The following is a 24,498-nucleotide window of genomic DNA, read 5'->3' on the forward strand; positions in this document are numbered from 1 at the left end:
GAGATGCCCCTTGTTGATGGGGCGAGAGCACCTCCATGCGCCGCTGTGGGGCTCCCGCGCTGCCTGGGTCAATCCCCCCTGCCTTGGATCCCTGAAAATGCGACAGGGGGCTGTCCGGGGGCCTCCTTGGCGCCTTGCCGCGTAGCGCCGCAGGCGCTATTTCCGGCGTGACTCTCCGCGGTCACCGGTCGCGCCGCGTCAGGCCGCCGGCCGGGGGCCGCCGGCCGGGGGCCGGCGGCCTGTTGGCCGAGGGCGGTCTCTACCGGCCCGACGCGCGGAATCCGGGGATCCGCAGCCTGGCGGGGCCCGGCGCCTTCCCAGCCGTCGTGAGCGCGAGACCGGGGAAGAGCCAGAGCGTGTAGCCGACACACAGTGCGTTCGCCACAAGGCCGGTGGCCCACAGAGCCGCAGTCAGCAGGTTCACGGTCATGACAGATCGCCGTCCTCCCGCGGTGGCTCCACCTCGCCCCAGCGGTCCCCTTCCGCCGCGCTCTTTCGGCGCCGGCGGGTCAGCCGACGGCCGATCCGGCCGAACGCCCCCGGCCGGTTCCAGGCCCGGAACTCTTCCGCCCAGCGGACACCCGTACGTTCCAGGCACCGCTCGACGGCGGCGATATCAGTCTCGGACAGGTCTCGCGCCACCGGACGGAGCACCGAGTCCAGCAGCTCTGCACGCGTCTCCTGCCAGGCCCCGCCGGCTTGAGGGTGCGAACTCCAGGTATGGAAGCACTCGGCCGCATACGCGGGGTCGGTCCGCAGCCGGTCACGCACCGGCCGGGATCGGGCCACGCGGCCGTACGCGCCGATGAGGTCGGGATCGCGGCTGTGGATGAGTGCGTACAGCTCTCCGTCCGGGCAATCGGTGGACAGCAGCCGGTATGCGAGAGCCCCGAAGGCGTGCTCGACAACGTTGCGTTCCACCGGTTCCGCCGCCGCCCGGAGTGACATCGCCCGGTCGGTCCAGCCCGGGCCCGCCGAGCCGCTCCGCAGATCGCGTGCCAGCTCCAGGAGGAGCAGGGAGGCGCGCTGGCGCGGTGTCAGATTCTCGGTGAAGCAGCGCAGCAGGTTCTGGGCGAGATCGGGTACGTCCAGATCGTCCTCCGGCCCTTCGAGCGCGGCCCTGAGCAGGCTGGGCCAGGTACCCGCCGCGAGGTGGGTGTCCGACCCGGCCTCGACCAGCATCAGCCGCGCTTCCCCGGCGGTGGGCGTACTGTCCTGCCAGATCAGCCGGACTGCCGTGCGCAGGACGAGCGGATCGGCGAACATCGAGACTCCGCTCGCACGCACCACGGCGTTCAGCACGCCGACTCGGTCGCCGCCGCCCGCTGTCACCCGCGGCGCCTCGGCGCACATCCGCAGATGAGGCAGGGCCTGGCTCTCCGCGAAGCGGAGCGGGATCCGCGTCAGCAGCCGGGCCGCGGCGAGCGGATCGCCGGCGGCCAGTTCGTCGAGCCTGCCGAGCAGGGTGGTCCGCAACGTGAAGTGTTCCTCCACCGCGAGGCGTACCGCGGGAGTGTGCGCCTCCTCCGGAGCAGCCAGCATCTCGTGGGCCAGCCTGCGCGCCACCTCCGGCAGCAGGTCCGAGCAGTCCACCCCGAGCAGGTCCGCGATGCGCAGCAGCTCCAAGGGGCGTGAGGCGCCCCGACCGCCGTCCGCCACGCCCGCGCGCAGGTCCGGCGCCAGTTCGCCGGCGAGACGTTGGCGCAGTTCCTCGGTGAGGGCGTCGGGGCGCAGGGCGTGCAGCCCGGGCACCGACCCGGGCGAGCAAACAGCCTCGGTGAGCACCAGCGCGGCGAGCGGCGCGATGGAGGCGACCGGTACACGGCCGTCGAGCGCCGTGAACAACCGGAACAGGGCCGCCCTTTCTGGATCCGTCCGGTCCCCGGCGGGCGCGCCCAGCGCCGCCACCAGACGGTGCAGTCGCTCCTCGCCCAGTGCCTCCCGGTGGCTGTGCGCCCAGTCCGCCGCCTCGGCGCGGCCGGTGGCGCCGAGCTCGAGCCCGGCGCACAGCGCGACGCAGGCGAGCGGGCCGGGGGCGAAGCGGTCGTCCGCGAGCGAGGCCGCCTCCCGGAACAGCTCGGGGGCATCACCCAGCCAGATGACCGCGGCCGCCTCCGCCCAGGCGTCGGCCACCGGCTCCCGGGGCTTTCCGCCGGCGCAGTCGTGCACCCGGTAGCGATGGTCGTAGTCGGTCAGCCCCTGACCAACCTCCGGCAGTACGCCGATGACATGCTGCCGGGCGAGCTCCGGCCGCCTCGTATAGGTGGTGAAGGTCAGCCGCTGGGCGTCTTCGCGTGGCAGCACGGTGCTCGCCAGCGCGATCCACCGGGCCACATCTGCGCTGTTCCGCTCGATGACGATGATCCGGGGCGCGGACTCGTCCTGGCTCAGCCCGCGCAGATCGGCGAAGAAGCCCGCGAGCCACGGCGAGCGAGCGGCCGCGAACATCACCAAGCCGTCCCGGTCGAAGCGACCCGAGGCAGGCAGCGTTTCGAGCGGCTCCGGCACCCCGCCGTCCGGGGTGCGGCCGGCCCACTGGGGGGAACCCCAGGCGGTGATGGGCAGCGCCCCGCGCGGCGGTGTCGTGTCCGTGGGGAGATGCAGCGCGTGCGCATGGAAGTTGCCCCAGCGCCCGCTGTGGTCGACTCCCGTATAGACCGTACGGGCCAGCAGCCAACTTCCGTCCGAGAGTCGGCTGTAGCTGAACGCCTCGGGGAACGCGGCCAGCTCGGCGTCGGTGGGACGAGGAGGGGCATCGCGTGGCGGCTCATAGCCGATGAGCTGCTCGGCCTCCTTGAGCAGCGACGGGGGTAGCCCGGGGGTGAGCGCGGTGAACCGGAACCCCGAACCGTCCGGCCCCGGGGGCGCCGAGGTGTAGTGCAGCTGTGTCAGGCTCATGCTCCAGCCTCCCCGCCGGCCGACTTCCCGGGCTTCGTGGGTTCGTTCACGCGACGGAGTCCGCGCCCCCCGAGCAGCCACAGCAGCGTCGGATCCTCGACGCGCAGCGGCACAGCCACCGTCATCGGGGTGGTCATCGTCCACCGGAAGGGGGCAGCGCCTCGCCGATGTGGCGCAACCCCAGGACATGCTGCTGTGCCACAGGCTCCTGATCACGGTCTACCAGTGGTGACAGCGGCAATGCGGACAGAGCTCCGGGTAGCCCGAGGCGATGCCCGAACTCTGGCCCCACTGATCGTCCCCCTGCTCACGGTTGGTCTGTGCGAACGATTATCCCAGCAGATCTACTCCTGGAGTGTGAAGACTTTGCAGGATAGGACCGGGCTCGCCGGTGGGCTCGACTTCCACCAGGGGCGGGCCAGCCCGGGTTCAGGGCCGGTGCCGCCCGAAGCTGACGTAGGAGTAGGCGAACCCCTCGCCCGCGCGTGGTGCCCGGGTCCAGGATCGGGTGGTGAAGGTGCGGAGCCTGCCTTGGGTCAGCGCGAAGCGGGGGAGCGAGAGCCCGAGTTCGGCGTGCAAGGCCTCCAACACGTGCCGCTCGTAATCCAGTTCGGTGTCCTCCGGGCGGAACAGCAGTGCGGGGTCCAGGGCCTCGGGTATCGCGCCGGAGCGCTGTATCTCCGTACCCCGCACGGTGAACGCGTAGAGCTCCTCGCCCCCTTCGGCCATCGACAGGTGGAATGCGGCCGGGCGGTCACCGGAGGACGAGCTCCTCGGGTCGCGCCACACCACCACCGCGCGGCCGGACGAGGAGGCGGCCGGAGCGGGGGACAGGAACAGCTTGTTCAAATGGCGGGAGCCGCCGTCGAAGGCGAAGGCCCACGCTCCGGCGGTGCGGCCGACGGCGACCACGGCCCGGTCCTCCCAGAGTTCCACGCCCTCCCGCTCGTGGGGCCGGGGTGCCGGCCAGAACGCGTTGCGCGGATCCGCGGGCGCGCTCAGTTCGGCGCCCTCCTCGCCGATCAGGGCGGGCAGGCGGGCGGGGTCGATCCCCTCGACCCAGACACAGCGGTATCCGTCGCGCGGCCCCCGGTTCGCCGCGGGCTCAGTCAGCCAGGCGAGGCCCGGCGGGTCGAGATCGGGCACCGGATCGGGAGCGGGTCCCCGCTCCCCGGCCCGCGGTGTCGCCAGGATCTCCCGCCCACGCTCCGGGGTGATCAGCGGACCCAGGACCGGATCGGCGAGCAGACCGATCGGGGCGATCAGCCAGGGCCCGGGCGCCTCCCACCGCGGGAGCGCGTCCCGCAGCACCCGCCAGGCGGCGTCGGTCGCCCCCCAGCGGGCCGACTCCCAGGCCTCGGCGACGGCCCGGCCCCATGGGCCGGGAGGCGCGTAGCGATGGGTACCGTCGCGCATCGTGCTCAGTATGGCCTCGGCGGTCTTCCGAGCGGCCCCGCGGGCGGTCATCATCCCGAGCCAGTGGTCGTCCCCGCCCAGCCGCCACTCGCCGCGTGCCGGCGTCATGGCCTCCACGGGCAGAATCTCGGGCAGGTAGCGCGGGTCGGCCACCAGGTAGCCGTAATCCCGGGAACTGCGCGGGGCCAGCAGATGCCGGAGCTGGTTCAGCAGGACGGCGCTCCGTGGCCGTCCGAAGGCCAGCGCCTCCTCGAGCAGGGGCAGGGCCTCCTCGTACCGTCCGCGCAGGGCCAGCAGGCGGGCCTCCTCCACATGGGCGTCCTGGGCGCGCGTGGTCGCGTTCACGAAGTCGGGTCGCTCTGCCCGGTCGGAGTGGAAGTCGCGGTACATGGCCTCCATGTACGCCCGGAACGACGGGTAACGGTCCGGCAGTTCACCGCTCCAGCCCTTGTAGACGTAGAGCGCCCACTCGCCGTCCTGGTCGCTGTCGCCCGGGTCGAGCAGGGCGTGCGACATGTCGGAGTCCGTCTCCAGCCGTAGCGCCCGTTGCCACATCCCGGCCAGCAGGCCGTCTTCCTCGCGCGGGTTGTCGCCCAGACTTTCCTCGTACAGCGGGGTCATGCCGAACGGATCCTGGAACCAGTCGATGTCCGCGGCGCCGCCGAGCTGATAGACCCCGGCCGTCTCGTCCACGTGCCACCCGTCGCTCACGGCGAGGAACTCCCGGTACGAGGGCGGCAGCCGCCGTCCCAGCCGCTCCTCGGCCGCGGCGATCGCCGCCTCGTCCGCCCCGGGCCTTCCCAGGGGGACGACGGTCTGCCCGCCGTCCTCGTCCTCGTCCTCGTCCTCGTCCTCGCGCGGAGCCCACTCCTCCTGCCAGCGACCCAGGAATTCGTGCCAGTTGAAAGACTCGCCACTCATGGCCGGATGGTGTCATCCGACACCGACAACAGTGTCGGACAGCAGTGCAGCGACCGCCTCCGGGGCCTCGTGCATTGCGTCATGGCCGGTAGGGAGGTCATGGACCTGCCATTCGGGATCGGCTTGGAGCCGGGTGCGGAGTTCAGCGAACGGTTGGAGGCACTGCCTCTGACGATCAACGCCAAGCTGGACCGTGCCGCGCTGCCCGCCCCCGACCACGCGGTCGCCTCGACCTCGCAACTGCCCCGCAACGCCCGGGAAGAAGCCCTGTGCAAGCTGTTCGCCGACATCCTGGGGGTACCCGGTGTCAGCCGGGACGACAGTTTCTTCGAGTTGGGCGGGCACTCACTGCTCGCCATGCTCCTGGTCAACCGCGTCCGCGCGCAGTTCGGGACCGGTCTTGACCTCCAGACCGTCTTCGAGGCCCCCACAGTCGCCGAACTGGCGCCTCATCTGGACAACGGCCGACGCGCGCGCCCGGTACTGCGCCCGAGGGACAGATCCTGACTGACCGATCTGTGCTGGTGCGCTGGAAGTGGTGCCGAACCCACACCGCCCCGGTCAGCCACCACGGTGGTGCAGGCCGGTCTCGACCGCGCTGACCACCAGGCGGGCGGCGAGGACGATGAGCAGGACGTCGGCCGTCATCTGCGTTATGACGATGACGCGGGCGGTCTGTGAGTGGGCGGTGATGTCGCCGAAGCCCACGGTGCTGAACATGCTGAGGGCGAAGTACAGGGAGTCGGTCCGGGTGAGCGGCTCGCTGAAGCTGCGGGGTTCGGAGCGTTCGAGCAGGTAGTAGGTGGTGGCGAAGAGCAGGAGGAACAGGGGGAGGGTGGTGGCCAGTGCCTCGACCGCCCGCAGCCGGGGATACCGGGAGCGGGCGATCGCGCGGATCTGCCAGGTGAACAGGGCCAGCAGTCCCAGGAGCCCCAGGACGAGAGCCGTGGTTGCGCTGCCGGTGAGTCTCGGTCCCATGGGCAGCAGGTAGTAGGCGACGACAAGACCGGTCGCCGTCGACACGGCGCGCACTGCCGCCGGGAGTGTCGGCGCGCGTCCGAATGTCCCGGAGCGCCGGGGCCGGGGGGCGGATCCTTCCTCGGGCCGGGGGCTGGGGCCGCTCATGTCCTGGCATCACGTCCTGTCCGGGTGAGGCGGGCGGTGGGCAGGTGGCGAGTGAAGGCGAGGCCGGTGAGGGTGATGCCGGCGGTCGCCAGGATGGCGGCTCTCAGGCCGGCGAGCTGGGCGGCGGCGTAGTCGTCGACGAGCGCCTCGGTTTCGGACGGCGGCAGCCCCTCGCGCTCGGCGGCAGCGCGCACGTGGTCGGTGCTGACGAAGCTGATGCCGGCTTCGATGGCGATGCCGGTCTGCTGTCGTGCGGCTTCGGAAATCCGCGGGTTGTCGGCGATGAGGGAGGTGAAGGCGCCGGCGAGAGCGCCGATGAGGATGGCGCCGATCAGGGCGGTGCCGAGGGAGGAGCCCAGGTTCTGGGCGGTGTACTGCAGGCCGCCGACCTCGCTGCGTTCGGCCTCCCCCACGCTGGACTGGACGACGTTGCCGAGCTGGGAGGCGAGCAGGCCCAGCCCGATGCCCAGCATGGCCATGGCGAGCGCGAAGGACAGGTCGTCGATGCGCGGACGGACGGTCGCGAGCAGCCACACGATCGCGGCGAGCAGCACCAATAGACCGAGACGCACAGTGATGCGGGGGCCGGCGACGCGGCCGAGGAGGGGACCGCTCATCGATGCCACCAGCATGGTGACCGATACCGGCAGGAGCCTGAGGCCCGTCTGGAAGGCGTCGAAGCCCTGGACGACCTGGAGGTAGAGGGGGATGGCGAAGAACAGGCCCAGCAGGACGAGGTTCTGGACGAGCAGCATGGCCAGTCCCGCCCGCAGGGGCGGGACGCCCAGCAGCGAAAGCCGCACCAGCGGCTCCCGGCCGCGGCCTTCCAGGTGTCGCTCCCATGCCCACAGCAGCCACAGGGCTGCCGCTCCCGCGGTGATGACGAATACGGTGGGGGAGAAGCCGAGCACCGTGAACGGGGGGTTGCGGGGCTTCAGCCATCCCCAGGAACTGCTCTGCAGGACACCCAGGACGATCAAGGCCAGGCCAAGAGCGGACAGTATGGCGCCTCCGAGGTCGAGGCGGACTGGGGGGCCGGTCCGGGGGTGGTCCTGGATCCAGCGGACGCCGCACAGGATCAGCGCCACGACGACGACCTCGCCGGCGAAGACCACCCGCCAGGTCAGGTACGTGGTCGCCCAGCCGCCGAGCAGTGGGCCGACCGCGATGCCCGCTCCGGCCAGGCCGCCGATGACGCCGTAGGCCACGGCGCGCTCCCGGCCCGTGTAGGTGCCGCCGACGAGGGCAGCGAGAGCGGGGAGGACCAGCGCGGCGCCGAGCCCCTCGATCACCGACCACCCAAGTGTGAGGACCCACAGAGTGGGGGCCGCCGCGGTGAGCGCGGACCCCGTGGCGTAGACGACCAGTCCGATGGCGAAGACCCGGCGCCGCCCGAACATGTCACCGAGCTTCCCTCCGGTGATCATGAAGGCGGCCATGACCAGGGTGTAGACAGTGATGACGGCCTGGATGGCGGTGACGTCGGTGTGGAAGTCCTCGACCAGCCGGCTGATCGAGACGTTCATCACCGAGGTGTCCAGCACCATCAGGAACTGGGCGGTGCCCAGCACGGCCAACGCCCGCCAACGCCGCATCGCACCCACCTCCGCATTCCGGTCCCGCGAGCCCACGCATGCGTGTGTGAGCGGCAGCCGCGACGCCAGCATAAGGCGACAAAAGTAATGTTTCGCACTCTTGGTGATGCGGAGTGCCACGGTCGGCGTGAGCCGTTCACACCACCACTTCACCTCGTCCCGGCCCCCGGGCCGTAGCCGACCGGCGTTCACCTGGGGGTTCTGTGGTGATTGAGTGGCGCGGCAGGTGGAGCGTGAAGGTTGAGCCGACGTTCGGAGTGCTGACCGCGGTGACCGTTCCCTTGTGCGCTTCGGCCAGGCGGCGCACGATGGCCAGCCCGAGGCCGCTCCCGCCGCTCTGCCTGCCGCGGGACTTCTCCGCGCGCCAGAACCGGTCGAAGACATGCGGCAACTCATCGGCCGAGATCCCGGTTCCCGTGTCCGCCACGTCAATCACAACGGTCCCGGGATCGGCACGGGCGCTCAGGGTGACGTATCCTCCCGCAGGTGTGTGGCGAATCGCGTTCGACACGAGGTTGCCCACCATCTGCCGTGCCCGTACGGGATCAGCCATGACCACGATGGCTTCGCCGTCCGCCACGGTGACGGTGACACCTGCCGCCGCGGCGGTGGCCTGGTTGGCCATGGCGGTGGCCGACAGCAGTTCGGAGACCTGAATGGGCTCCGGAGCCAGGCGAAGCTCGCCGGCCTCGGCTGCTGAGAGATCCCGGAGATCGTCGATGATGTGCTGAAGCTGGCGCGACTGTCCCAGCAGGGAGGTCACCAGATCGACGTCGGGACGTGCGATGCCGTCCTCGACCGCCTCGAGCCAGCCCCGGATGTTGCACGTGTGGACAACTCGCCGGCTTCCATGCGCATGGCCGCTTCGGTGAGTGTTCTGAGCGGCTTCACCAGGCGGATGCCCGCCAACGTGGTCACGGCCACCGTCATCACGAGCACGGCCGCGGACCAGCCGGCGATGCGGACCCGGGCCGGGCGATGGTCCTGTCCGGTCCCTCGCGCGTCGACGCCGTCATCGCGCAACTGGGCGACCCGGCCGCCGAGTCCGTACTCACCCTGACCGCACAGCAGAAGACGGTCACGGTCAAGGTCGACGCGGGCAGCGCCGACTCCATTCACAAGGGCGCCGAAGTCACCATCGTCCTCCCCGACACCAAGCGTGTTCCCGGCAAGGTCGTGTCCGTCAGCACCACCGTGCAGGGCGGTGGCGACACCGACGCGGGCGACGGCACCGACACGGCCCCCACGCTCCAGGTGAAGGTGCGGCCGACGCACAGCGCCGATGTCGCCAAGATCGACGCAGCGTCCGTACAGGTTGTCTTTACAGCCGAGACCAGGAAGAACGTCCTTGTGGTGCCGGTAGGCGCTCTCCTCGCCCTGAGCGAGGGCGGTTACGCGTTGCAACGCCCCGGCGGGAAGCTGGTCGGCGTCACGACCGGCCTCTTCGCCAAGGGGCTCGTGGAGGTCAGCGGTGCCGGCGTCGAGGAAGGCGACGTGGTGGTGACGGCATCATGACCATCCCGCCGGGAACGCGAAGCGCCGGCTGCCAGGGTCATGACCGGGGCCCGATCGTGCTCGCTGTGCACAACGTCAGCAAGGCGTACGCGGGAGGGGTTACCGCCCTCGATGACGTATCCCTGACCATCCGGGCAGGCGAGTTGCTGGCGATCGTCGGCCGCTCGGGTTCAGGAAAGTCCACCTTGCTGAACATCATGGGCACCCTCGACCGACCGACCGGCGGCACGGTCCGGATCGGCGACCGGGACGCCGCCCGACTGTCCGACCGGGAACTGTCCGCGCTGCGCGGACGGTGGCTGGGATTCGTCTTCCAGCACTTCCACCTCACGGACGGCCTCACCGCGGAGGAGAACGTCGCCACAGGACTGCTCTACGCGGGCGTGCCACGCCGTCGGCGTCACCCGATGGCCGTTGCCGCTCTGGACCGCGTCGGTCTCGCCCACCGCACACGCCACCTGCCGCACCAGCTCTCGGGAGGCGAACGCCAGCGGGTGGCCATCGCCCGAGCACTGGTCAACGAGCCCGCGCTGGTACTCGCCGACGAGCCGACCGGCGCCCTCGACACCGTGAACGGACAGTCCGTGCTCAATCTGCTCACCCAGCTGAACAGCGAAGGCACCACCATCGCCGTCATCACCCATGACCGGGACATCGCGGTGCGCCTGCCACGCCGGATCGAGATGCGTGACGGGCGTGTCATGACGGACTCACACGATGAGGCGCTCACCTCCGGGAGCGGCGCGTGACCCGCAGGAGGGCTCACCACGGAGACCCGGCCCGGCCCGTGCGGCTGGCGCCGTCGGACGTCCTGCGCCTCGGCCTGCTCGGGATCCGCGTCCGCCGGATGAGGGCGGCTCTCTCCGCGCTCGGCATTTCGATCGGCATCCTCACCCTGGTCCTGGTCACAGGCATCCCGGCGTCGAGTCAGCGTGCCCTCAACGAGCAACTCGCGGCGCTGGGGACGAACCTGTTGCGGGCCCAGCCACAGCCCAACCAACGGCCCCCTGTGCTGCTGCCGCCGGAAGCGGCGAAGATGGCTGCCAGGATCGGTCCGGTGAGCCGCACAAGTGCCGTCGCCAACACGCATACCATCGTCCGGCGCTCCGACCGGACAGACCCCAACGACGGGCTCGGGCTCAGCGTTCTCGCCAGCCAGAACGACCTGCTTCCCACCGTGAACGGCCGAGTGAGATCGGGCCGCTTCCTGAGCCCGTCCACCGACCGGCTGCCCACCGTCGTGTTCGGCCACCAGGCCGCCGCCCGGCTCGGTATTCCTCGCATCGCCGGACACCCCACCGTCGTCTATGTGCGGGCCGATGAAGACGCCATGGAAGCCGTGGCCGACGTCCTTCCCGCCACCTGTACCCGCAGCTCCCCGGGCTGGTGCAAGTCAGTCGGCCATCCGATGCCCTGGCCGCCAAGCGTGCGGCGGACAGCACGTTCTCGGCTCTCTTCCTGGGGCTGTCGGGGGTGGCACTGCTGGTTGGCGGCATCGGAGTCGCCAACACCATGTACATCTCCGTCCTCGAACGGCGCGGTGAGATCGGTCTCCGGCGTGCGCTGGGGGCCAACCGCAGGCAGATCCGAGGCCAGTTCATGACCGAGTCCGTGGTGCTCTCGCTGCTCGGCGGCGTGGCGGGAACAGTGATGGGCACTCTGGCCACGGTCGCCTACGTGACGTATCAGGGCTGGCCGCCGGTGATCCCGATGACCGCCATCGTCATGGTCACGGGCGGGGCGACAGCCATCGGCGTCCTGGCCGGGGTGTACCCCTCCGTACGTGCCGCCCGCCTGGCACCTACCGAGGCGCTGAGCACCGCGTGAGCGCCGGAGAGGAGAAGGGTTGATGAGTGCCATGGCGACGGAGAGCCGCCCTGTGGGAGGGATGAGTGAGCGGCGGCGTTCGCGGTTGCGGCTGGAGATCTCGCGGGAGGCGGCGCGTCTGCTGCCGCGGTGGTGCGGGTGCTGGACGAGCAGATCGGCGTCGCCTTCCTCGCCGGCACCGGCGTCGGCGCCGACACCACGGAGCTGACCGAGGTGAAGGCCGCCGCCCGGCGGTTCGCCCACGCGATCCGCGCGGCCACCGGCGAGGTCGTCGGCGACCCCATCGCCTGACCGAACAGAGATAACCACGGCTTCGTCGGTGGTCAGCTCGCTCGGTGGGCACGGGCGGGAGCAATGTGCGCGCGGCGCGGGTACGCGGTGCGGATTCCCGGCTCCCCGCCATGACACGCAACCTCCGCGTGTCCCGAGCCCTCTTCCATACCGGCCATGACCGTACGCGCCGATGTGCACTGGTCCGGGCCGCACACCGGCTGACCGACTCCGGTTCCGACTCCACGAGGACACACCGCCCTGATGCCCGACGAACACCCACGGCCCGCCGATCTGCCGGTCCGCGTACCGACCGGTGATGGTTCGCCACCTCGCGCTGCAGGAACCGTCCGAGCCGTCGTCTATCCTCGCGCAGACGGCCTCGGTGCACACGATCGACTTGGGACAGACATGCCGGAACTTGTACTGCATGCCAGTGGGCGCACCTGGACCCTGGAGGCGTCCCGGAGCTACACCATCGGGCGCGACCAGCAGGCCGACATCTCGTTCATCGACCGCCGAGTCTCCCGGCGGCACGTCGTGATCCGCTGCGACGGCGGAACGTGGGTCATCGAAGATCTCGGCAGTGCTAACGGCACGTTCGCCGAAGGACGTCGTATTCAGCGGATCGAGATCGGTCACGGTTCGATCATCCGGCTGGGAGAGGTCTCCACCGGCATGCGGCTGGACTTCACCGAAGCCTCCGCAGCGGTGAGCGACGATCAGGTGCGTGCTGACGTCCGGATACGCGAGGGGCAGCCCCAGGCCGAGGCCCGTCCCAAAGTCCGGGATGCTGCGGATCGGGGCACGTCGGTGGCCGCCGCCACACCCCCGGTGGTGCCCGGTCCCCGGCCGGGAGAGGTTCCGGGAGCCCCCACGGGGGCGGCGGCAGCCCGTGGCGACGAGCAGTTCCGCCCCCTCCCTCACCACCCCGCATCCGGTTTCGCCCGTGCCGCGGTTCCCCCGACTCCCGGAGACGCGGGTGACCCCCGGGACAGTCGCCGGTCCGAAGGCCCCGCGGCCGGTCCCCGCGGAGCCGCCGCAGCCCTTTCCATCGACCGGGACCCCTCGGGCGTCTACCCACTCGTCCTGGGGCAACGGCTGCGTATCGGCCGCGGGCCGGAAAACGAGCTCGTGGTGGAGGGCCCGTATGTCTCCCGTCACCACGCGGAGTTCCGGCCCCTGCCCGATGGCCGCTTCGAGATCGTCGACCTCGGAAGTCACAACGGCACCTATGTCAATGGGCAGCCCGTGGACCGCCGGATCATCGGCCCGTACGACATCGTCGGTGTCGGCCACTCCACCTTCCGGCTCGCCGGAGACCGGCTCGAGGAGTTCGTCGACACCGGTGAGGTCTCCTTCACCGCCCGCAACCTGACAGTGACCGTCGGGCGCGGCAAGACCATCCTGGACGACGTCTCCTTCGGCGTCCCCGAGAAGTCGCTGGTCGCGGTGATCGGGCCGTCGGGCTCCGGGAAGTCCACCCTTCTGCGCGCACTCACCGGATACCGGCCCGCGGACCGTGGCCAGGTGTTCTATGACCACCGCGATCTCTACGCCCAGTTCGCCGAGTTGCGCCACCGTATCGGCCTCGTCCCGCAGGATGACATCCTGCACAAGGAGCTGACCGTCGACGTCGCTCTGAAATACGCCGCCAGGCTCCGCTTTCCCGGTGACACCAAGGCGGCCGAGCGCAAGGCCCGTATCGACGAGGTGCTCCAGGAGCTCAGACTCGACGTCCACCGGGGCAAGAAGGTCGCCTCGCTCTCCGGCGGTCAGCGCAAGCGGGTTTCCGTTGCCCTGGAACTGCTGACCAAGCCGTCCCTGCTCTTCCTCGACGAGCCCACCTCCGGTCTGGACCCGGGCTTGGACCGTAATGTCATGAAGCTGCTGCGGGAGCTCGCCGACGACGGCCGCACCGTGCTGGTGGTCACGCACTCCGTCGCCGAACTGTCCCTGTGCGACCGGGTGTTGGTCCTGGCGCCCGGTGGCTCCGTGGCGTACTTCGGTCCCCCGGGCGAGGCCCTGGACTTCTTCGGTCACGAGAGCTGGGCCGATGTCTTCTCCGCCTTCGAGGACCACCGCGAGGACGACTGGGGCGGGCGCTGGCGGGCTTCCCGGCAGTACGACCGGTGCGCCGCGGAGATCGAGTCGGCCGAACCGCCGCAGCAGTCGGGCACCCCGGCGACGCAGCCGCCCGCGCGGGCTCGGCGGCCCAAACCGCAAGGCTGGCTCGGCCAGTTGTGGACGCTGATGCGCCGCTATGCGTCGGTCATCGCCTCCGACAAGGGCTTCATGGCGCTGATGCTGCTGCTCCCGGCCGTGCTGGGCGGAGTGAGCTGCCTGGTTCCGGCGACATTCGGACTCGCCCCGCCGCCGCCCGACAGCCGTTTCCGCTACAACCAGGAGTCCGGAACCATTCTGCTGGTGCTGGTCGTCGGCATGTGCTTCTCCGGCGCGGCCAACTCCGTACGCGAATTGATCAAAGAACGGGTGATCTACGAACGGGAGAGAGCCACGGGGCTGTCCCGATCGGCGTATCTGATGTCGAAGGTGATCGTCCTCGGTCTGATCACCGCGGTGCAGGGTGTCGTCATCTGCGCCATCGGCTTCTCCGTCCGCCAACTGCCCGCCCAGGGGCTGCTCATGCCCACGGCCGTCGAGGTCTGCGTGGTCATCAGCGCGCTGGGCTTCACCACCATGATGTTCGGTCTGGTCATCTCCGCGCTGGTGAGGACCCCGGAGAAGACCATGCCGCTGCTCGTGATGTTCGCCGTCGTCCAGGTCGTCTTCACCGGGGTCCTCTTCCAGCTGTTCGACTCTCCGGGCATCGAACAGATCGGCTGGCTGATGCCCGCCCGCTGGGCGGTCGCCGGCGCCGGGACCACACTCGACCTCGCGCACACCATGCCGCCCTGGAATGTCGACAAGCCGGACGATGTCGACCCGCTGTGGGCCCACACCGTCACCCAGTGGGGCATCGACCTCGGTGTGCTCCTGGCCATCGGGCTGGTCTGCGGCTTCGCGGTGGCCCGCCTGCTGCGCCGGCACGAACCCGAGGTCATGCGGGACTAGGGCTCCAGCTGATCTTCGCGAGCATCTTGCCCATGATGCGGCCTTGAAACATCTCCGGGAACGAGGCGGGGATGTTCTCGAGTCCCTCGACGATGTGTTCGGCGTAGCGCAGCTTGCCCTCTGCCACCGCCGGGGCCAGGTCGGCGAGGAATGCCGGGTAACTGTCGAAGTGGTCGGGTACGGAGAAGCCCCGAATGGTGAGGTTCTTGTACAGCACTGCCCTCAGGAGGTCCGGCAGGCGGTCTGGTCCCTCGAACGCCTGCGTCCGTGTGATCTGCGACATCACGCCGCCTACCGCGAACTGGGCCTTGAGGTTCAGGTGGGGCAGCAGTGCCCCGAACATGGAGGCGCCCACGCTCTCGTAGACCGTGTCGATCCCGTCGGGCACGGCGTGGGCGAGCTGCTCGGCGAAGTCGGGCGCCTTGTGGTCGACGGCAGCGTCCAGGCCGAGGTCCTCGAGTAGGTGGCGTGACTTCTCGGGGCCGCCGGCGACTCCCACGACCCGGTATCCCCGGAGCTTGCCGATCTGAGCCGCGGCCGTGCCGACGGCGCCTGCCGCGGCGGTGACCACAAGCGTGCCGCCCGGCTTCGGGTTGATGATCTTGGTCAGTCCCACCCACGCAGTGAGACCCGTCATCCCGAGCACGCCGAGATTCGCTGACAGCGGCGCCGCTTCCGGATCGATCTTCCTGAGGTCCGAGCCGTCGGACACCGCGTAGTCCTGCCAGCCGGACATGCCGGCGACGTGGTCACCGACCGCGAAGGCGGGGTTGTTGCTCTGCTCGATCACCGCGATCGTGAAGCCGAACATCGGGTCGCCGATGTTGAGGGAGGGCTGGTCGCTGTTCGCGTTACCCATGATGATGCGGTTGTAGGGGTCCAGCGAGAGCAGGATGTTTCGCGTCAGCACCTGACCGTCGCCCGGAACCGGCAAGGCCCCCTCGACAATGGCGAAGTCGCTTTCCTTCGGGTCCCCGTGCGGCCGTGCCGCAAGGACGATCTGACGATTCACCTGTGTACTCATGGAAGTTTCTCTCCTGGTGTCGGACGAGTGACGTCGGCCAAGAGAAACGTGGGTGCGGGAGCTGAGCCAGTGCCCCCGCGAGCCGGGTAGTGACAGGGCCCCCTTCGCGTGTGGCTTCGCCGGTTACCTTGGTGACATGACGGACAAGCCGAATCACCTGGGTGAGTACCTGCGCGCCCGCCGCGCGCTCGTCTCGCCCGAGCAGGCAGGCGTTCCTGATCTCGGTGGACGGCGGGTGCCCGGTCTGCGGCGCGAAGAGGTCGCCACGCTGGCGGGCATCAGCGCCGACTACTACCTGCGCCTCGAGCGCGGAAGCGACCGCAATCCCTCCGCGCAGGTTCTCGAGTCCATCGCACGCGTGCTCCGGCTCGATGACGAGAGCACAACGCATTTGCTGAGCCTCGTCGCGGGCAGGCCCCGCCCGACGCGGCGCGGACCTCGCAGCGAGACCGTACCGGCCAGCATGGTCGAGCTCTTGGCGACGCTGCCGCATCCCGCCTTCGTGGAAGGCCGCTACTTCGACATCCTGGCCGCGAATCCTCTCGCCAGTGCGCTCTCCCCCCGCCTCTCAGTGGGAGGTAACCAGTTGCTCGACGTGTTCCTCGATCCTGCCGAGAAGGCTCTTCACCTCGACTGGAACGGCACTACCGAGTGCTACATCGCCAGCCTCCGCCGTGCCGTCGGCGTCGAGACGGACGATCGTCGCTTCATCGAGCTCGTCGGAGAGCTCTCCCTGGCGAGCCCTCGCTTCCGTGCCCTGTGGAACCGTCACGACGTACGCGCGCAGCGCGGTGGGCCCATTCGATTCGACCACCCACAGATCGGCGAACTGCGACTCAGCCGCGAGCGGCTCGAGATCAGCGGGACAGACGGCCCGCATCTCGTCCTTTATCACGCCCGGCCCGGCTCTGCGGACGCCGACAAACTGGTGCTCCTGGCCTCGTCCACCCTCACGCCGACCGACCCGACCACGGGGACCGGCTCCCCCGAGATGAGGCGGCGGCTGTGCGACCGTTGACACTGGCTTGGGTCAGCCGGCACCTGGAGGCCGGTGAACGGGTCGTCGGAACCGAGGCGCTGCACGGCGGCATCACTGCCGAGGTCCGGAGGCTGACCATCGCCACGCGGGACGGAGGCACCCGTGACCTGGTGCTGCGGACCTTCGTCGACGTGGAGCACGCCGAGGACTGGCTGAACAGGGAGGCCGGCGCCCTGACCCTGCTCACGGGGACCGGCGTGCCGGCTCCTGGACTGGTCGCGGTTGATCCGACCGCCGCGCATTGCGAGTATCCGTCGCTCCTGAGGACACATCTGGCGGGCCGGACGGTCCTGGACGATGAGGGATTGGAGACGCGCGTTCCCCTGCTGGCCCGTCAACTCGTGGCGATCCACGCGTTGCGGCCTGCCGAACGGCCCCCGGAGTATGTGGCGTTGACGACCGCCGACACCGTCGTGGTCCCGAAGGGTGCCGACGCGGCGGTATGGGCCGCGGCGATCGACGTGATCCGCAAGCCCGCGCCGCCCTACGAGGGGCGGTTCCTGCACCGGGACTTCCAGCCCGGCAATGTGCTCTTCGACGTGGAGCCTTCAGGGCCGGCAGGTGCCCGGATCACCGGCGTCGTCGACTGGGCAGCGCCCTCCTGGGGCCCGGCGGATCTCGATGTGGCGCACTGCTCCACCAATCTCGCGCTGCTGCACGGCCCGGCGTGGGGTCTGCGGTTCGCTGAGGCGTATGAGGAGGCCGGCGGGGTGCTGGCCGCGGCCGCGAGCGGGCGACTGTACTGGCAGGTGCGGGACGGGCTGGCGTGCTCGGAGGAAGTGCGGTTGGTGGCGCAGGCATGGCGGGAGGCAGGGAGGACAGAGCTGACGACGCGAGCCGTGGAGGAGCGGCTGGATGCCTATGTCACCGCCCTGATGGGCACACTGGGCTGAGCCGAAGCAGGCCGGGGCGCGGGCCCGGCGGCGAGCGCCGGGCCCGGCCGCGACGGGGGTGTTCGTTCTGACGCCGAGCAGCACTAACGGACCTGGTGGGGGCACTGGATGTCGTGTCCGCCCGCGGCGAGTCCCTTGCCGTCGACGTCGTAGGGAACCAGGGCCATCTGAAGCCGTCCGCAGGCGCAGCGGCTCCAGACCACGACACCCTTGCTGGTGGTGTGCCGGGAAACGATGGTGTTCGTTTTGGTGTTCATGGCAGCAGGATGACCCGGGACAACCGTTGCGGTCTATTGCATGTTTTGCTGGTGCTGTGTGCAAAATCATTTCATGATTGACCTGCGTCGGCTTCATATGCTCCGCGTGGTGCACCAGCAGGGCACGGTCACCGCGGCAGCGGAGGCCCTGCACCTCACCCCGTCGGCGGTTTCCCACCACATGCGCGAGCTCGCGCGGCAGCTCAAGGTCCCGCTCCTGGAACCGCAGGGCCGCCGCGTCCGGCTGACCCCGGCCGGGCGCCTGCTCGTCGACCATGCCGACGCGCTGCTGGCCCGTTGGGAGGAGGCGCAGACGGAGTTGGAGTCCTATCGGGCGGGCGTGGCCGGACCGCTGCGCATCGCGGGCTTCAACACCGCGATCGGCGGCCTGATCGCCCCCGCGGCCGGGCGGCTGCGGCACAGCCATCCCGACCTCCTGGTGCAGGTGCGGGAGTGTGACACGGCGGCGAGCATGGACCTGCTGGTGGCGGGCAAGGTGGATCTGGCGGTCGTGGAGCCCACCGAGGGCGGGCCGCCGCTGGATGACTCGCGGTTCGAGCAGAGCCTGCTGCTGGAGGAGCCGTACGTCATGCTGGTGCCCGCCGACCACCCGTTCGCGAGGGTGGCATCGGTGCGGTTGGAGGACGCGGCGGCCGAGGACTGGATCGTCGCCGACCCGGGCACCTGCGACCACGCCCAGCGGGTGCGGATGCTGTGCGCGGTGGCCGGATTCTCACCGCGGATCGTGCACGCCGCCACCCAGTGGCAGGCGGTCTGGTCGCTGGTCGGGAACGGGCTGGGAGTCTCGCTCGTCCCGCGGCTGGCTGAGGGCCCGGAGGGCCGGTCGGTGGTGCGGGTCCCGGTGTCGGGCGAGAACATGCCGACGCGGCGGATCCTCACCTGTGTGCGCCGCGGCAGTCGGCGGAACCGGCTTGTCAACCTCGGGATACGTGCGCTGGAAGAGGTGGTGTCCACCCGGCAGGTCGGAGGCCGGTGTTGATGGCCATGCTCAGCGATCAACACCGGCTGTCCGGGGGACGTTGTTCGGCCAGAAGTCCTGTGGGCGCCTGACGCCGTCCCGTTGACGTATCGCTTACGCCTCAGCGGATGTCCGGGGACGGTGAACCTTGTGGCGGACGAACAGCGCCGCCGGCACGGCCATGACGATCAGTACAACTCCGCCTATGACGTTGCCCACGTGCACGGCGTCGGTGAACGCCCTCGGTACGGCAGTTCCCACCACGCGAGCGAGGGATGCGGGGATGTCCGTCGCACCGCCGCCGTGTGACGCACCCTCCACGATCCTGTCCGCCTGGGGCGAGGGGGTGCCTGCCTCGACGAGACGCTCATGCAGGTTCCGGGGGAAGCGACTGGTGACGATGGTTCCGAGGACACTGGGGCCGAGCACCGTTCCCAGCTGACGAGCCATGTTCACCGCTGCCGCCGCCATGCCCTGCTGCTGTGGCGGGACACTGTTGACTGCGGCAGCGGTCGAGGGCGCCGTCAGCAGGCCCGCTCCGATGCCCGCCACGAGCAGCCCGGGCCACATCGCCCCGTAACCTCCCGAGGCATCGGTCGCGAGCATCGCGAGAGACCCGGCTCCGATGAGGACCAGGCCCGCAGTGATCAAGAGCGTGAAGCCGACCCTTTGTACCAGCACCCGGGCGGTCACTACGGTGACCAGGAGAAACGTTCCGAACAGCGGCAGCAGGCGCACGCCGACGTCGAGGGGACTGGTCTGTCCCACACGTTCCATGTAGAGCACGCTGAGCAGGGCGACACCGACCAGTCCGAAAACGCTGACAGCGGCCACGCCCATGACGGCCGAGAAGGAAGCGCTCCGAAAGAGCCTCAGGTCCAGCATGGGGTCGGGGTGACGGAGTTCTACGCGTATGAACATGAACAGAGATACAGCGAAGACCACATACATGGTGATGATCGGCGCCTTGGCGTATCCCGTGGCGCCACCCTGAATGATCGCGTAGGTGGCCGAGGCCGTCATCACGGTGCCCAGGACAAGGCCCGCAAGATCGGGCTTGCGCGTGGGGAGTCTGGACTCGGCCACGAAGACCGGGGCCAGGAGGATGGCCATGCCGGCGATGGCGATGTTGGCGAGGTAGACGGTGTGCCAGGAGAAATGTTCGAGCAGGGCTCCGGCGAGGATCGGGCCGATGGCCAGGCCCAGTCCGGAGCACGCGGCCCAGATGCCGATCGCGGCGGTGCGCTCGTGCGGGTCGGTGAAGGTGGCACTGACAATCGCCAGGCTCGTCGGCAACACGGCTGCGCCGCCGAGGCCCGCGATCGCCTGTGCGGTGATGAGCATGCCGGCGCTGTCGGCGAAAACGGCGAGTACGCTGCCGGCCAGGAAGACGGCGGCACCCAGGCTGAACACGCGTCGACGTCCCACGAGGTCGCCGAAGGTTCCGGCGGACATCACGAAGCTCACGACAGCAAGGCTGTACGCGCTGGTGATCCATACCAGCGTGCTCGCACTGACGTGCAGGTCGCTCTGTATTTCACCCAGGGCCGAGATGGTGGAGGTGACGTCGACGAAGGCCATCATGACGCCGAGACAAACCACCAGAAGGCCGAGCCAGCGGGACCGCCCGCCGCCGAGGGTCGTGGCGCGGGAAGCCTGAGCCGGAATGGACGCTGTCATCGGACTGCCACCACCTTTTTCTTCGATACGCCCAGAGACACCACAACTGCGGCAGCCATGAGTCCCATCGCGACAAACCATGCGTGCTGGTAGGTCTCGAGAGAGGCTCCACCGGAGGCGGTGCCGAGCATGGCGACCAGGATGCTGATGCCGACGACCGAACCGATCTGCATTGCCATGGTCACGATGGCGCTGCCGGTAGCCGCCTGCTCGGGGTGCAGGCCGACCGTCGCGGAGGAGACGACGGTCGGAAGCGCCAGCCCGGCGCCTGCCCCGAAGATCAACCAGCTCGGGAGGACTCCGGACGCGTAGTTCGGGTCGTTGTGCAGCAGTACGACGAAGAGCAGGATGCCGACAGCGGCGATGGCGCTGCCGACCGCGGCGATGAAACCGGCCGGGACCCGGAATCGGCGCTGGAGGGCTTCACCGAGAGCGGCAGCCAGTGCGAAGGCCACGGGACCGGGAAGGCTGGCGCATCCGGTCTTGATGGCGGAGTAGTGCCAGTGGCTCTGGAGCCAGAGGATCGTCGACAGCAGGAAGCCGGCGAACGAGGCCAGTTGCAGGGTGGCGGCGAGGTTCGCCGAGGCGAAGATCCGGTCACGGAAGAGTGAGAGGTCCACCACGGGCGCCCGGTGACGTGACGAGCGGAGCAGGAACACCACCACCCCGACCACTGCCACGACCAGAGACGAAACGACGCGGACGTCCGACCAGCCCCAGTCGGGCGCCTTGACCACGCCGAAAGACAGTCCGCCGACCACGATGATCAGCAGGACACCGCCGAGCAGGTCGGGGATGCGGGCGTCTTGTTCGTGCTTGACGTTGGCCACGAGTCGCGCGGCCAGCGCCATCGCGAGCAGCCCGATCGGAATGTTCACCAGGAACAGCCACCGCCAGGAGACCTGGACCAGCAGCCCGCCGAAGATCGGCCCGCATACCCCGGACAGCGAACCTGCGGTGAACCAGATCTTGACGTACCGCTCCACCTTGTCGGCGGGAGCACTCGTCAACACCAGGCCCAGGCTGGCCGGGGTCAGCAGGGCGGCGCCCACCGCCTGAAAGGCACGGAAGACGACCAGCACCCATACATCGCCGGACAGACCCGCCCCCAGGCTCGCCGCTACGAAGACAGCCATGCCAAGGACGAAGCCGGCCTTCCGGCCGAAGCGGTCGGCAAGCCGCCCCGCGGGGACCAGAAAGGCGGCATAGACGATCGCGTACCCATTGAGCACCCAGCTCAGATCCGACAGAGACGTCGAGCCGACGCCCTGCCCGATGTCCGGCAGGCCGACGTTGGTGATCCACACGTCGAGTTGGCCAAGGAAACTCGCCATGGCCAGCACGGCGAGGATGAGAGCCGGACGGGCGTTCGAGGAGCCTCCACCTCCCCGCTGTGTTCGTGGAGGGGCCATCTGATCTTGCGAAGACATGCGTCTCATCCGTTCTGAGGGATTCGCGGGATGCCGTGAGTGACGGACACCAGAGTTCTGGACCGCTCTGTCAGGAACGGTAGGAACTTGTGGAACGGAATGTCAAGAATGGCCGTCCGGCCTGTACGCTGGCCCCATGGGGCGCCCACCGGGATTCGACAAGGACAAGGTCGTACAGGCCGTCGAGCGACAGTTCCGCCGTGCCGGATACGCCGGCACCAGCGTTGACGACATCGCCAAGGCCGGGGGGCTGGGCCGCGGCAGCCTCTACGCCGCCTTCGGCGACAAGAGCAAGCTGTACCTGCGGACGCTGGAGGCCTACTGCGACCGCAGTGAGGCAGGCTGGGCGGCCGTACTCGAAGGCCCCGATGACACCGCGCTGGAACGGCTGCACACATATCTCATGGCGTCAGCGCGATTTGTGCATGATGACCCCGACCAGCTCGGCTGCATGGTGACCGGCTTCGTCGTCGAGGGAGCCGACCATGATCCGCGGGCCGGTGCACGCGTCAGGCAGGCCCTCATGAGAATTGAAAGTTCGCTGACCGAGTGCGTTCAGGCCGCGCAGCGACATGGCGACCTCGATCCCGAGGCGGACGCCCCCGGAGTCAGCCAACTGCTCATGGCGATCAATCGGGGCATGGAAGTGCTGGCCAAGGCCGGGTTCGACGCGGTCGCGCTGGAGCGCGTTGCCGATCAGGCATTCGGCGGACTCCCGCTTACGGCGCGGGCCCGGTCTCGGCAGGCGCCCCGCTCCGTCGTCTCCGACGCTTCCTGAGCGCTCGCGCGCGGGAGCAAGCAGTCAGGTCTGCGTCGGCTCCGCCTTGTGGCGGAACAGGGTCCGGTATTCCTGGGGCGAGGTGCCCAGGTGCCGGTGGAAGGCGGCCCGCAGGGAAGCGGGAGCACCGAAGCCGGTGAGGCGACCGACCTGTTCGACGGGCACATCGCTCGCCTCCAGCAGTTCGCGTGCTCGGTCGATACGCGCGTCGGTCAGCCAGGCGATCGGCGTGGTGCCGGTCTCCTCACGGAAGCGGCGGATCAAGGTCCGCCGGGACATATGGGCGCGCTCGGCGAGGTCGTCGACAGTAAGGGGGTCTGCGAGGTTGTCGAGCATCCACTCCCGCAGGGGAGCGAGCTCGTCTCCGCTGGCTTCGGGGCGGAACTGTTCGATGAACTGTGCCTGACCTCCTCGCCGTCGTGGCGGCGCGACGAGATCCCGTGCGTGTGTGTTCGCCGCCGCCGCACCCAGGTCGGTGCGGATCAGGTGCAGGCACAGATCGATCCCTGCCGTCACACCGGCGGACGTGAGGATGTCGCCGTCGTCGACGTAGAGCTGATTCGGCAGGACCTTGACGCGCGGGTAGCGCCGTCGCAGTTGCTCGGCCTGCCGCCAGTGCGTGGTGGCCGGGCGCCCGTCGAGCAGTCCGGCCGCGGCGAGGACGAAGGCCCCGGTGCAGATGGAGACGAGCCGGGCGCCTCGGGCGTGAGTCGCCCGTAGCGCCGCCAGGAATCCTGCTGACGGGACCGCGTCGAGGTTCTCGTAACCCGGGATGATCACGGTGTCGGCGTCGTCCAGCGCTTCGAGGCCGGCTGTGACGGTGATCGCGAAGCCGGACCCGGGCACGGGTCCGGGCCCGCTTTCGGCGCACACGGTCAGCTCGTAGTGCGGGTCTGTCGAGAAGATCTGCGTAGCGGTGCCGAATTCAAGCGCGAGCACACCGGGCAGCACGAGCACCGCAACGCGATGTCTGTTCGTCATGGTGGCACGATGGTAGCGCTGATTGGCATCCGTGCCACTTTTTGTCCCAGATTGACTCTCGTAGCGTCAAAATCATGACCGACGCTCCTCCAGTCCTTCCGAACAAGCTGCCCGACGACGTGCTCGCCCTCCCCTCCGGGCCGCTGGTCGAGGCGAGTCTCGCCGCAGCCCGCGCGGCGGTGCATCCGTCGCTGCTGAATCACTGCATCCGCGGCTTCTACTGGGCTCGTCTGTTCGCCGCCCGCAGAGGAGTTCTCAACGACGCGGACTACAACGAGGAACTCCTCTTTGCCGCCAATGTGATGCACGACCTCGGAACCGGCCCGGACGCACCCGGCCGGCTCCGGTTCGAGCTGGAGGGCGCCGATCTCGCCGCCGCCGTGCTGACCGATTTCGGAGCCCCCGCCGGGGACGTCGACAAGGTCTGGGAGGCTATTGCCTTTCACACCACTCCGCAGCTCCCCGAACGCATGGGGCTGCTGACCTATCTGACCTACGAAGGCGTCTGGATCGACTTCGGCAAGAATGCCGACCTCGTGGCCGAGGAGCAGAGGAAGATCCATGCCGCGTATCCACGGCTCGAGATGATCAGCAATCTGGCCGACGAAGTCATCGCCCACGGTGCCCGCTCCGAGACGGCCGCGCCTCCCTACGCACTCGCCTACCACCTTGCGCAGGAACGGAAGGCGGATGGCGTCACCACCATGGAGCGCGGCGTGGTCAATGGGCCATGGGGGGAGTAGCGAAGAGCCCTCGCCGCCATGGAATTCCCTATGTGAAACGTTCCTGGCTTGC

Annotated in this window: 21 protein-coding genes and 1 pseudogene; 11 read left to right on the top strand and 11 right to left on the bottom strand. The window is 69.5% G+C overall.

Annotated elements, in window-relative coordinates; genetic code table 11:
* Window positions 1-259: 259 nt before the first annotated feature.
* The 3 genes from ACH4S9_RS17695 to ACH4S9_RS17705 all read right to left on the bottom strand — a co-directional run bounded on the left by ACH4S9_RS17695 (window position 260) and on the right by ACH4S9_RS17705 (window position 5,235).
* Complete coding sequence (locus tag ACH4S9_RS17695; protein WP_311721619.1) at window positions 260-430, bottom strand: hypothetical protein; 171 nt, start codon at window positions 428-430, stop codon at window positions 260-262.
* Window positions 427-2,898, bottom strand: a complete 2,472-nt coding sequence (locus ACH4S9_RS17700; RefSeq protein ID WP_398372746.1) for a GTPase-associated protein 1-related protein — start codon at window positions 2,896-2,898, stop codon at window positions 427-429. The genes ACH4S9_RS17695 and ACH4S9_RS17700 overlap by 4 nt, the downstream gene beginning before the upstream one ends.
* A 429-nt stretch (window positions 2,899-3,327) precedes the next feature.
* Window positions 3,328-5,235: an SMI1/KNR4 family protein gene (locus ACH4S9_RS17705; protein ID WP_398372748.1), complete on the bottom strand. Its 1,908-nt coding sequence runs from the start codon at window positions 5,233-5,235 to the stop codon at window positions 3,328-3,330.
* Between the two features lie 99 nt (window positions 5,236-5,334).
* Between ACH4S9_RS17705 and ACH4S9_RS17710 the strand changes: the two genes are divergently transcribed.
* Window positions 5,335-5,742 (top strand): phosphopantetheine-binding protein, encoded by a 408-nt coding sequence (locus ACH4S9_RS17710; RefSeq protein WP_398372750.1) that lies wholly within the window; start codon window positions 5,335-5,337, stop codon window positions 5,740-5,742.
* 54 nt (window positions 5,743-5,796) lie between these two features.
* Here the strand turns inward: ACH4S9_RS17710 and ACH4S9_RS17715 are convergent, their stop codons facing one another.
* The 3 genes from ACH4S9_RS17715 to ACH4S9_RS17725 form a co-directional block, all read right to left on the bottom strand.
* Window positions 5,797-6,258: a potassium channel family protein gene (locus tag ACH4S9_RS17715; protein WP_398372752.1), complete on the bottom strand. Its 462-nt coding sequence runs from the start codon at window positions 6,256-6,258 to the stop codon at window positions 5,797-5,799.
* Between the two features lie 98 nt (window positions 6,259-6,356).
* On the bottom strand, window positions 6,357-7,955 hold the full coding sequence (locus ACH4S9_RS17720) for an MFS transporter (RefSeq protein ID WP_311721636.1): 1,599 nt from the start codon (window positions 7,953-7,955) through the stop codon (window positions 6,357-6,359).
* 136 nt (window positions 7,956-8,091) lie between these two features.
* Window positions 8,092-8,718 (bottom strand): sensor histidine kinase, encoded by a 627-nt coding sequence (locus ACH4S9_RS17725; RefSeq protein WP_398372755.1) that lies wholly within the window; start codon window positions 8,716-8,718, stop codon window positions 8,092-8,094.
* A 215-nt stretch (window positions 8,719-8,933) separates the two neighbouring features.
* Between ACH4S9_RS17725 and ACH4S9_RS17730 the strand changes: the two genes are divergently transcribed.
* From ACH4S9_RS17730 to ACH4S9_RS17750, 5 genes and pseudogenes are all read left to right on the top strand, one after another.
* Window positions 8,934-9,470, top strand: coding sequence for a hypothetical protein (locus ACH4S9_RS17730; protein ID WP_398372757.1), 537 nt, complete (start codon window positions 8,934-8,936; stop codon window positions 9,468-9,470).
* Window positions 9,467-10,219 (top strand): ABC transporter ATP-binding protein, encoded by a 753-nt coding sequence (locus ACH4S9_RS17735; RefSeq protein WP_398372759.1) that lies wholly within the window; start codon window positions 9,467-9,469, stop codon window positions 10,217-10,219. Before ACH4S9_RS17730 ends, ACH4S9_RS17735 begins: the two co-directional genes overlap by 4 nt.
* Window positions 10,220-10,257: 38 nt before the next feature.
* Window positions 10,258-11,297: pseudogene (locus ACH4S9_RS17740) on the top strand (ABC transporter permease).
* Between the two features lie 129 nt (window positions 11,298-11,426).
* Window positions 11,427-11,588, top strand: coding sequence for a hypothetical protein (locus tag ACH4S9_RS17745; RefSeq protein ID WP_398372761.1), 162 nt, complete (start codon window positions 11,427-11,429; stop codon window positions 11,586-11,588).
* Between the two features lie 390 nt (window positions 11,589-11,978).
* Entirely contained in the window at window positions 11,979-14,642 is a 2,664-nt protein-coding gene (locus ACH4S9_RS17750) for an FHA domain-containing protein (protein ID WP_398372763.1), read from the top strand.
* On the opposite strand, the gene ACH4S9_RS17755 is transcribed toward ACH4S9_RS17750, so the two are convergent.
* Window positions 14,629-15,666 (bottom strand): NADP-dependent oxidoreductase, encoded by a 1,038-nt coding sequence (locus ACH4S9_RS17755; protein WP_398372766.1) that lies wholly within the window; start codon window positions 15,664-15,666, stop codon window positions 14,629-14,631. The two genes, ACH4S9_RS17750 and ACH4S9_RS17755, sit on opposite strands and share 14 nt — an antisense overlap.
* Window positions 15,667-15,802: 136 nt before the next feature.
* On the opposite strand from ACH4S9_RS17755, the gene ACH4S9_RS17760 reads away from it, so the two are divergent.
* Together ACH4S9_RS17760 and ACH4S9_RS17765 are read left to right on the top strand one after the other, a co-directional pair.
* Complete coding sequence (locus ACH4S9_RS17760; RefSeq protein ID WP_385338794.1) at window positions 15,803-16,684, top strand: helix-turn-helix domain-containing protein; 882 nt, start codon at window positions 15,803-15,805, stop codon at window positions 16,682-16,684.
* Window positions 16,681-17,598 carry a phosphotransferase family protein gene (locus ACH4S9_RS17765; RefSeq protein ID WP_398373014.1) on the top strand — a complete coding sequence of 306 codons (918 nt, stop codon included), beginning with the start codon at window positions 16,681-16,683 and terminating at the stop codon, window positions 17,596-17,598. The genes ACH4S9_RS17760 and ACH4S9_RS17765 overlap by 4 nt, the downstream gene beginning before the upstream one ends.
* Window positions 17,599-17,681: 83 nt before the next feature.
* Here the strand turns inward: ACH4S9_RS17765 and ACH4S9_RS17770 are convergent, their stop codons facing one another.
* Window positions 17,682-17,855 carry a hypothetical protein gene (locus ACH4S9_RS17770; RefSeq protein ID WP_311721645.1) on the bottom strand — a complete coding sequence of 58 codons (174 nt, stop codon included), beginning with the start codon at window positions 17,853-17,855 and terminating at the stop codon, window positions 17,682-17,684.
* A gap of 73 nt (window positions 17,856-17,928) precedes the next feature.
* On the opposite strand from ACH4S9_RS17770, the gene ACH4S9_RS17775 reads away from it, so the two are divergent.
* Window positions 17,929-18,855, top strand: a complete 927-nt coding sequence (locus tag ACH4S9_RS17775) for a LysR family transcriptional regulator (protein ID WP_398372769.1) — start codon at window positions 17,929-17,931, stop codon at window positions 18,853-18,855.
* Window positions 18,856-18,948: 93 nt separating this feature from the next.
* On the opposite strand, the gene ACH4S9_RS17780 is transcribed toward ACH4S9_RS17775, so the two are convergent.
* Both ACH4S9_RS17780 and ACH4S9_RS17785 read right to left on the bottom strand, forming a co-directional pair.
* Entirely contained in the window at window positions 18,949-20,514 is a 1,566-nt protein-coding gene (locus ACH4S9_RS17780) for an MFS transporter (RefSeq protein WP_398372771.1), read from the bottom strand.
* Window positions 20,511-21,848, bottom strand: a complete 1,338-nt coding sequence (locus tag ACH4S9_RS17785; RefSeq protein WP_398373016.1) for an MFS transporter — start codon at window positions 21,846-21,848, stop codon at window positions 20,511-20,513. Before ACH4S9_RS17785 ends, ACH4S9_RS17780 begins: the two co-directional genes overlap by 4 nt.
* Before the next feature lie 232 nt (window positions 21,849-22,080).
* Here ACH4S9_RS17785 and ACH4S9_RS17790 point away from each other — a divergent pair, with 232 nt between their 5' ends.
* Window positions 22,081-22,722, top strand: a complete 642-nt coding sequence (locus ACH4S9_RS17790) for a TetR/AcrR family transcriptional regulator (protein ID WP_311721649.1) — start codon at window positions 22,081-22,083, stop codon at window positions 22,720-22,722.
* Window positions 22,723-22,746: 24 nt separating this feature from the next.
* Here the strand turns inward: ACH4S9_RS17790 and ACH4S9_RS17795 are convergent, their stop codons facing one another.
* Window positions 22,747-23,703, bottom strand: coding sequence for a helix-turn-helix domain-containing protein (locus tag ACH4S9_RS17795; protein WP_358842954.1), 957 nt, complete (start codon window positions 23,701-23,703; stop codon window positions 22,747-22,749).
* Window positions 23,704-23,777: 74 nt separating this feature from the next.
* Between ACH4S9_RS17795 and ACH4S9_RS17800 the strand changes: the two genes are divergently transcribed.
* Window positions 23,778-24,446, top strand: a complete 669-nt coding sequence (locus ACH4S9_RS17800) for a hypothetical protein (RefSeq protein ID WP_358842955.1) — start codon at window positions 23,778-23,780, stop codon at window positions 24,444-24,446.
* The last annotated feature ends 52 nt before the right edge of the window (window positions 24,447-24,498 follow it).

This window comes from Streptomyces sp. NPDC021225, assembly GCF_044332865.1.
GTDB lineage: Bacteria > Actinomycetota > Actinomycetes > Streptomycetales > Streptomycetaceae > Streptomyces.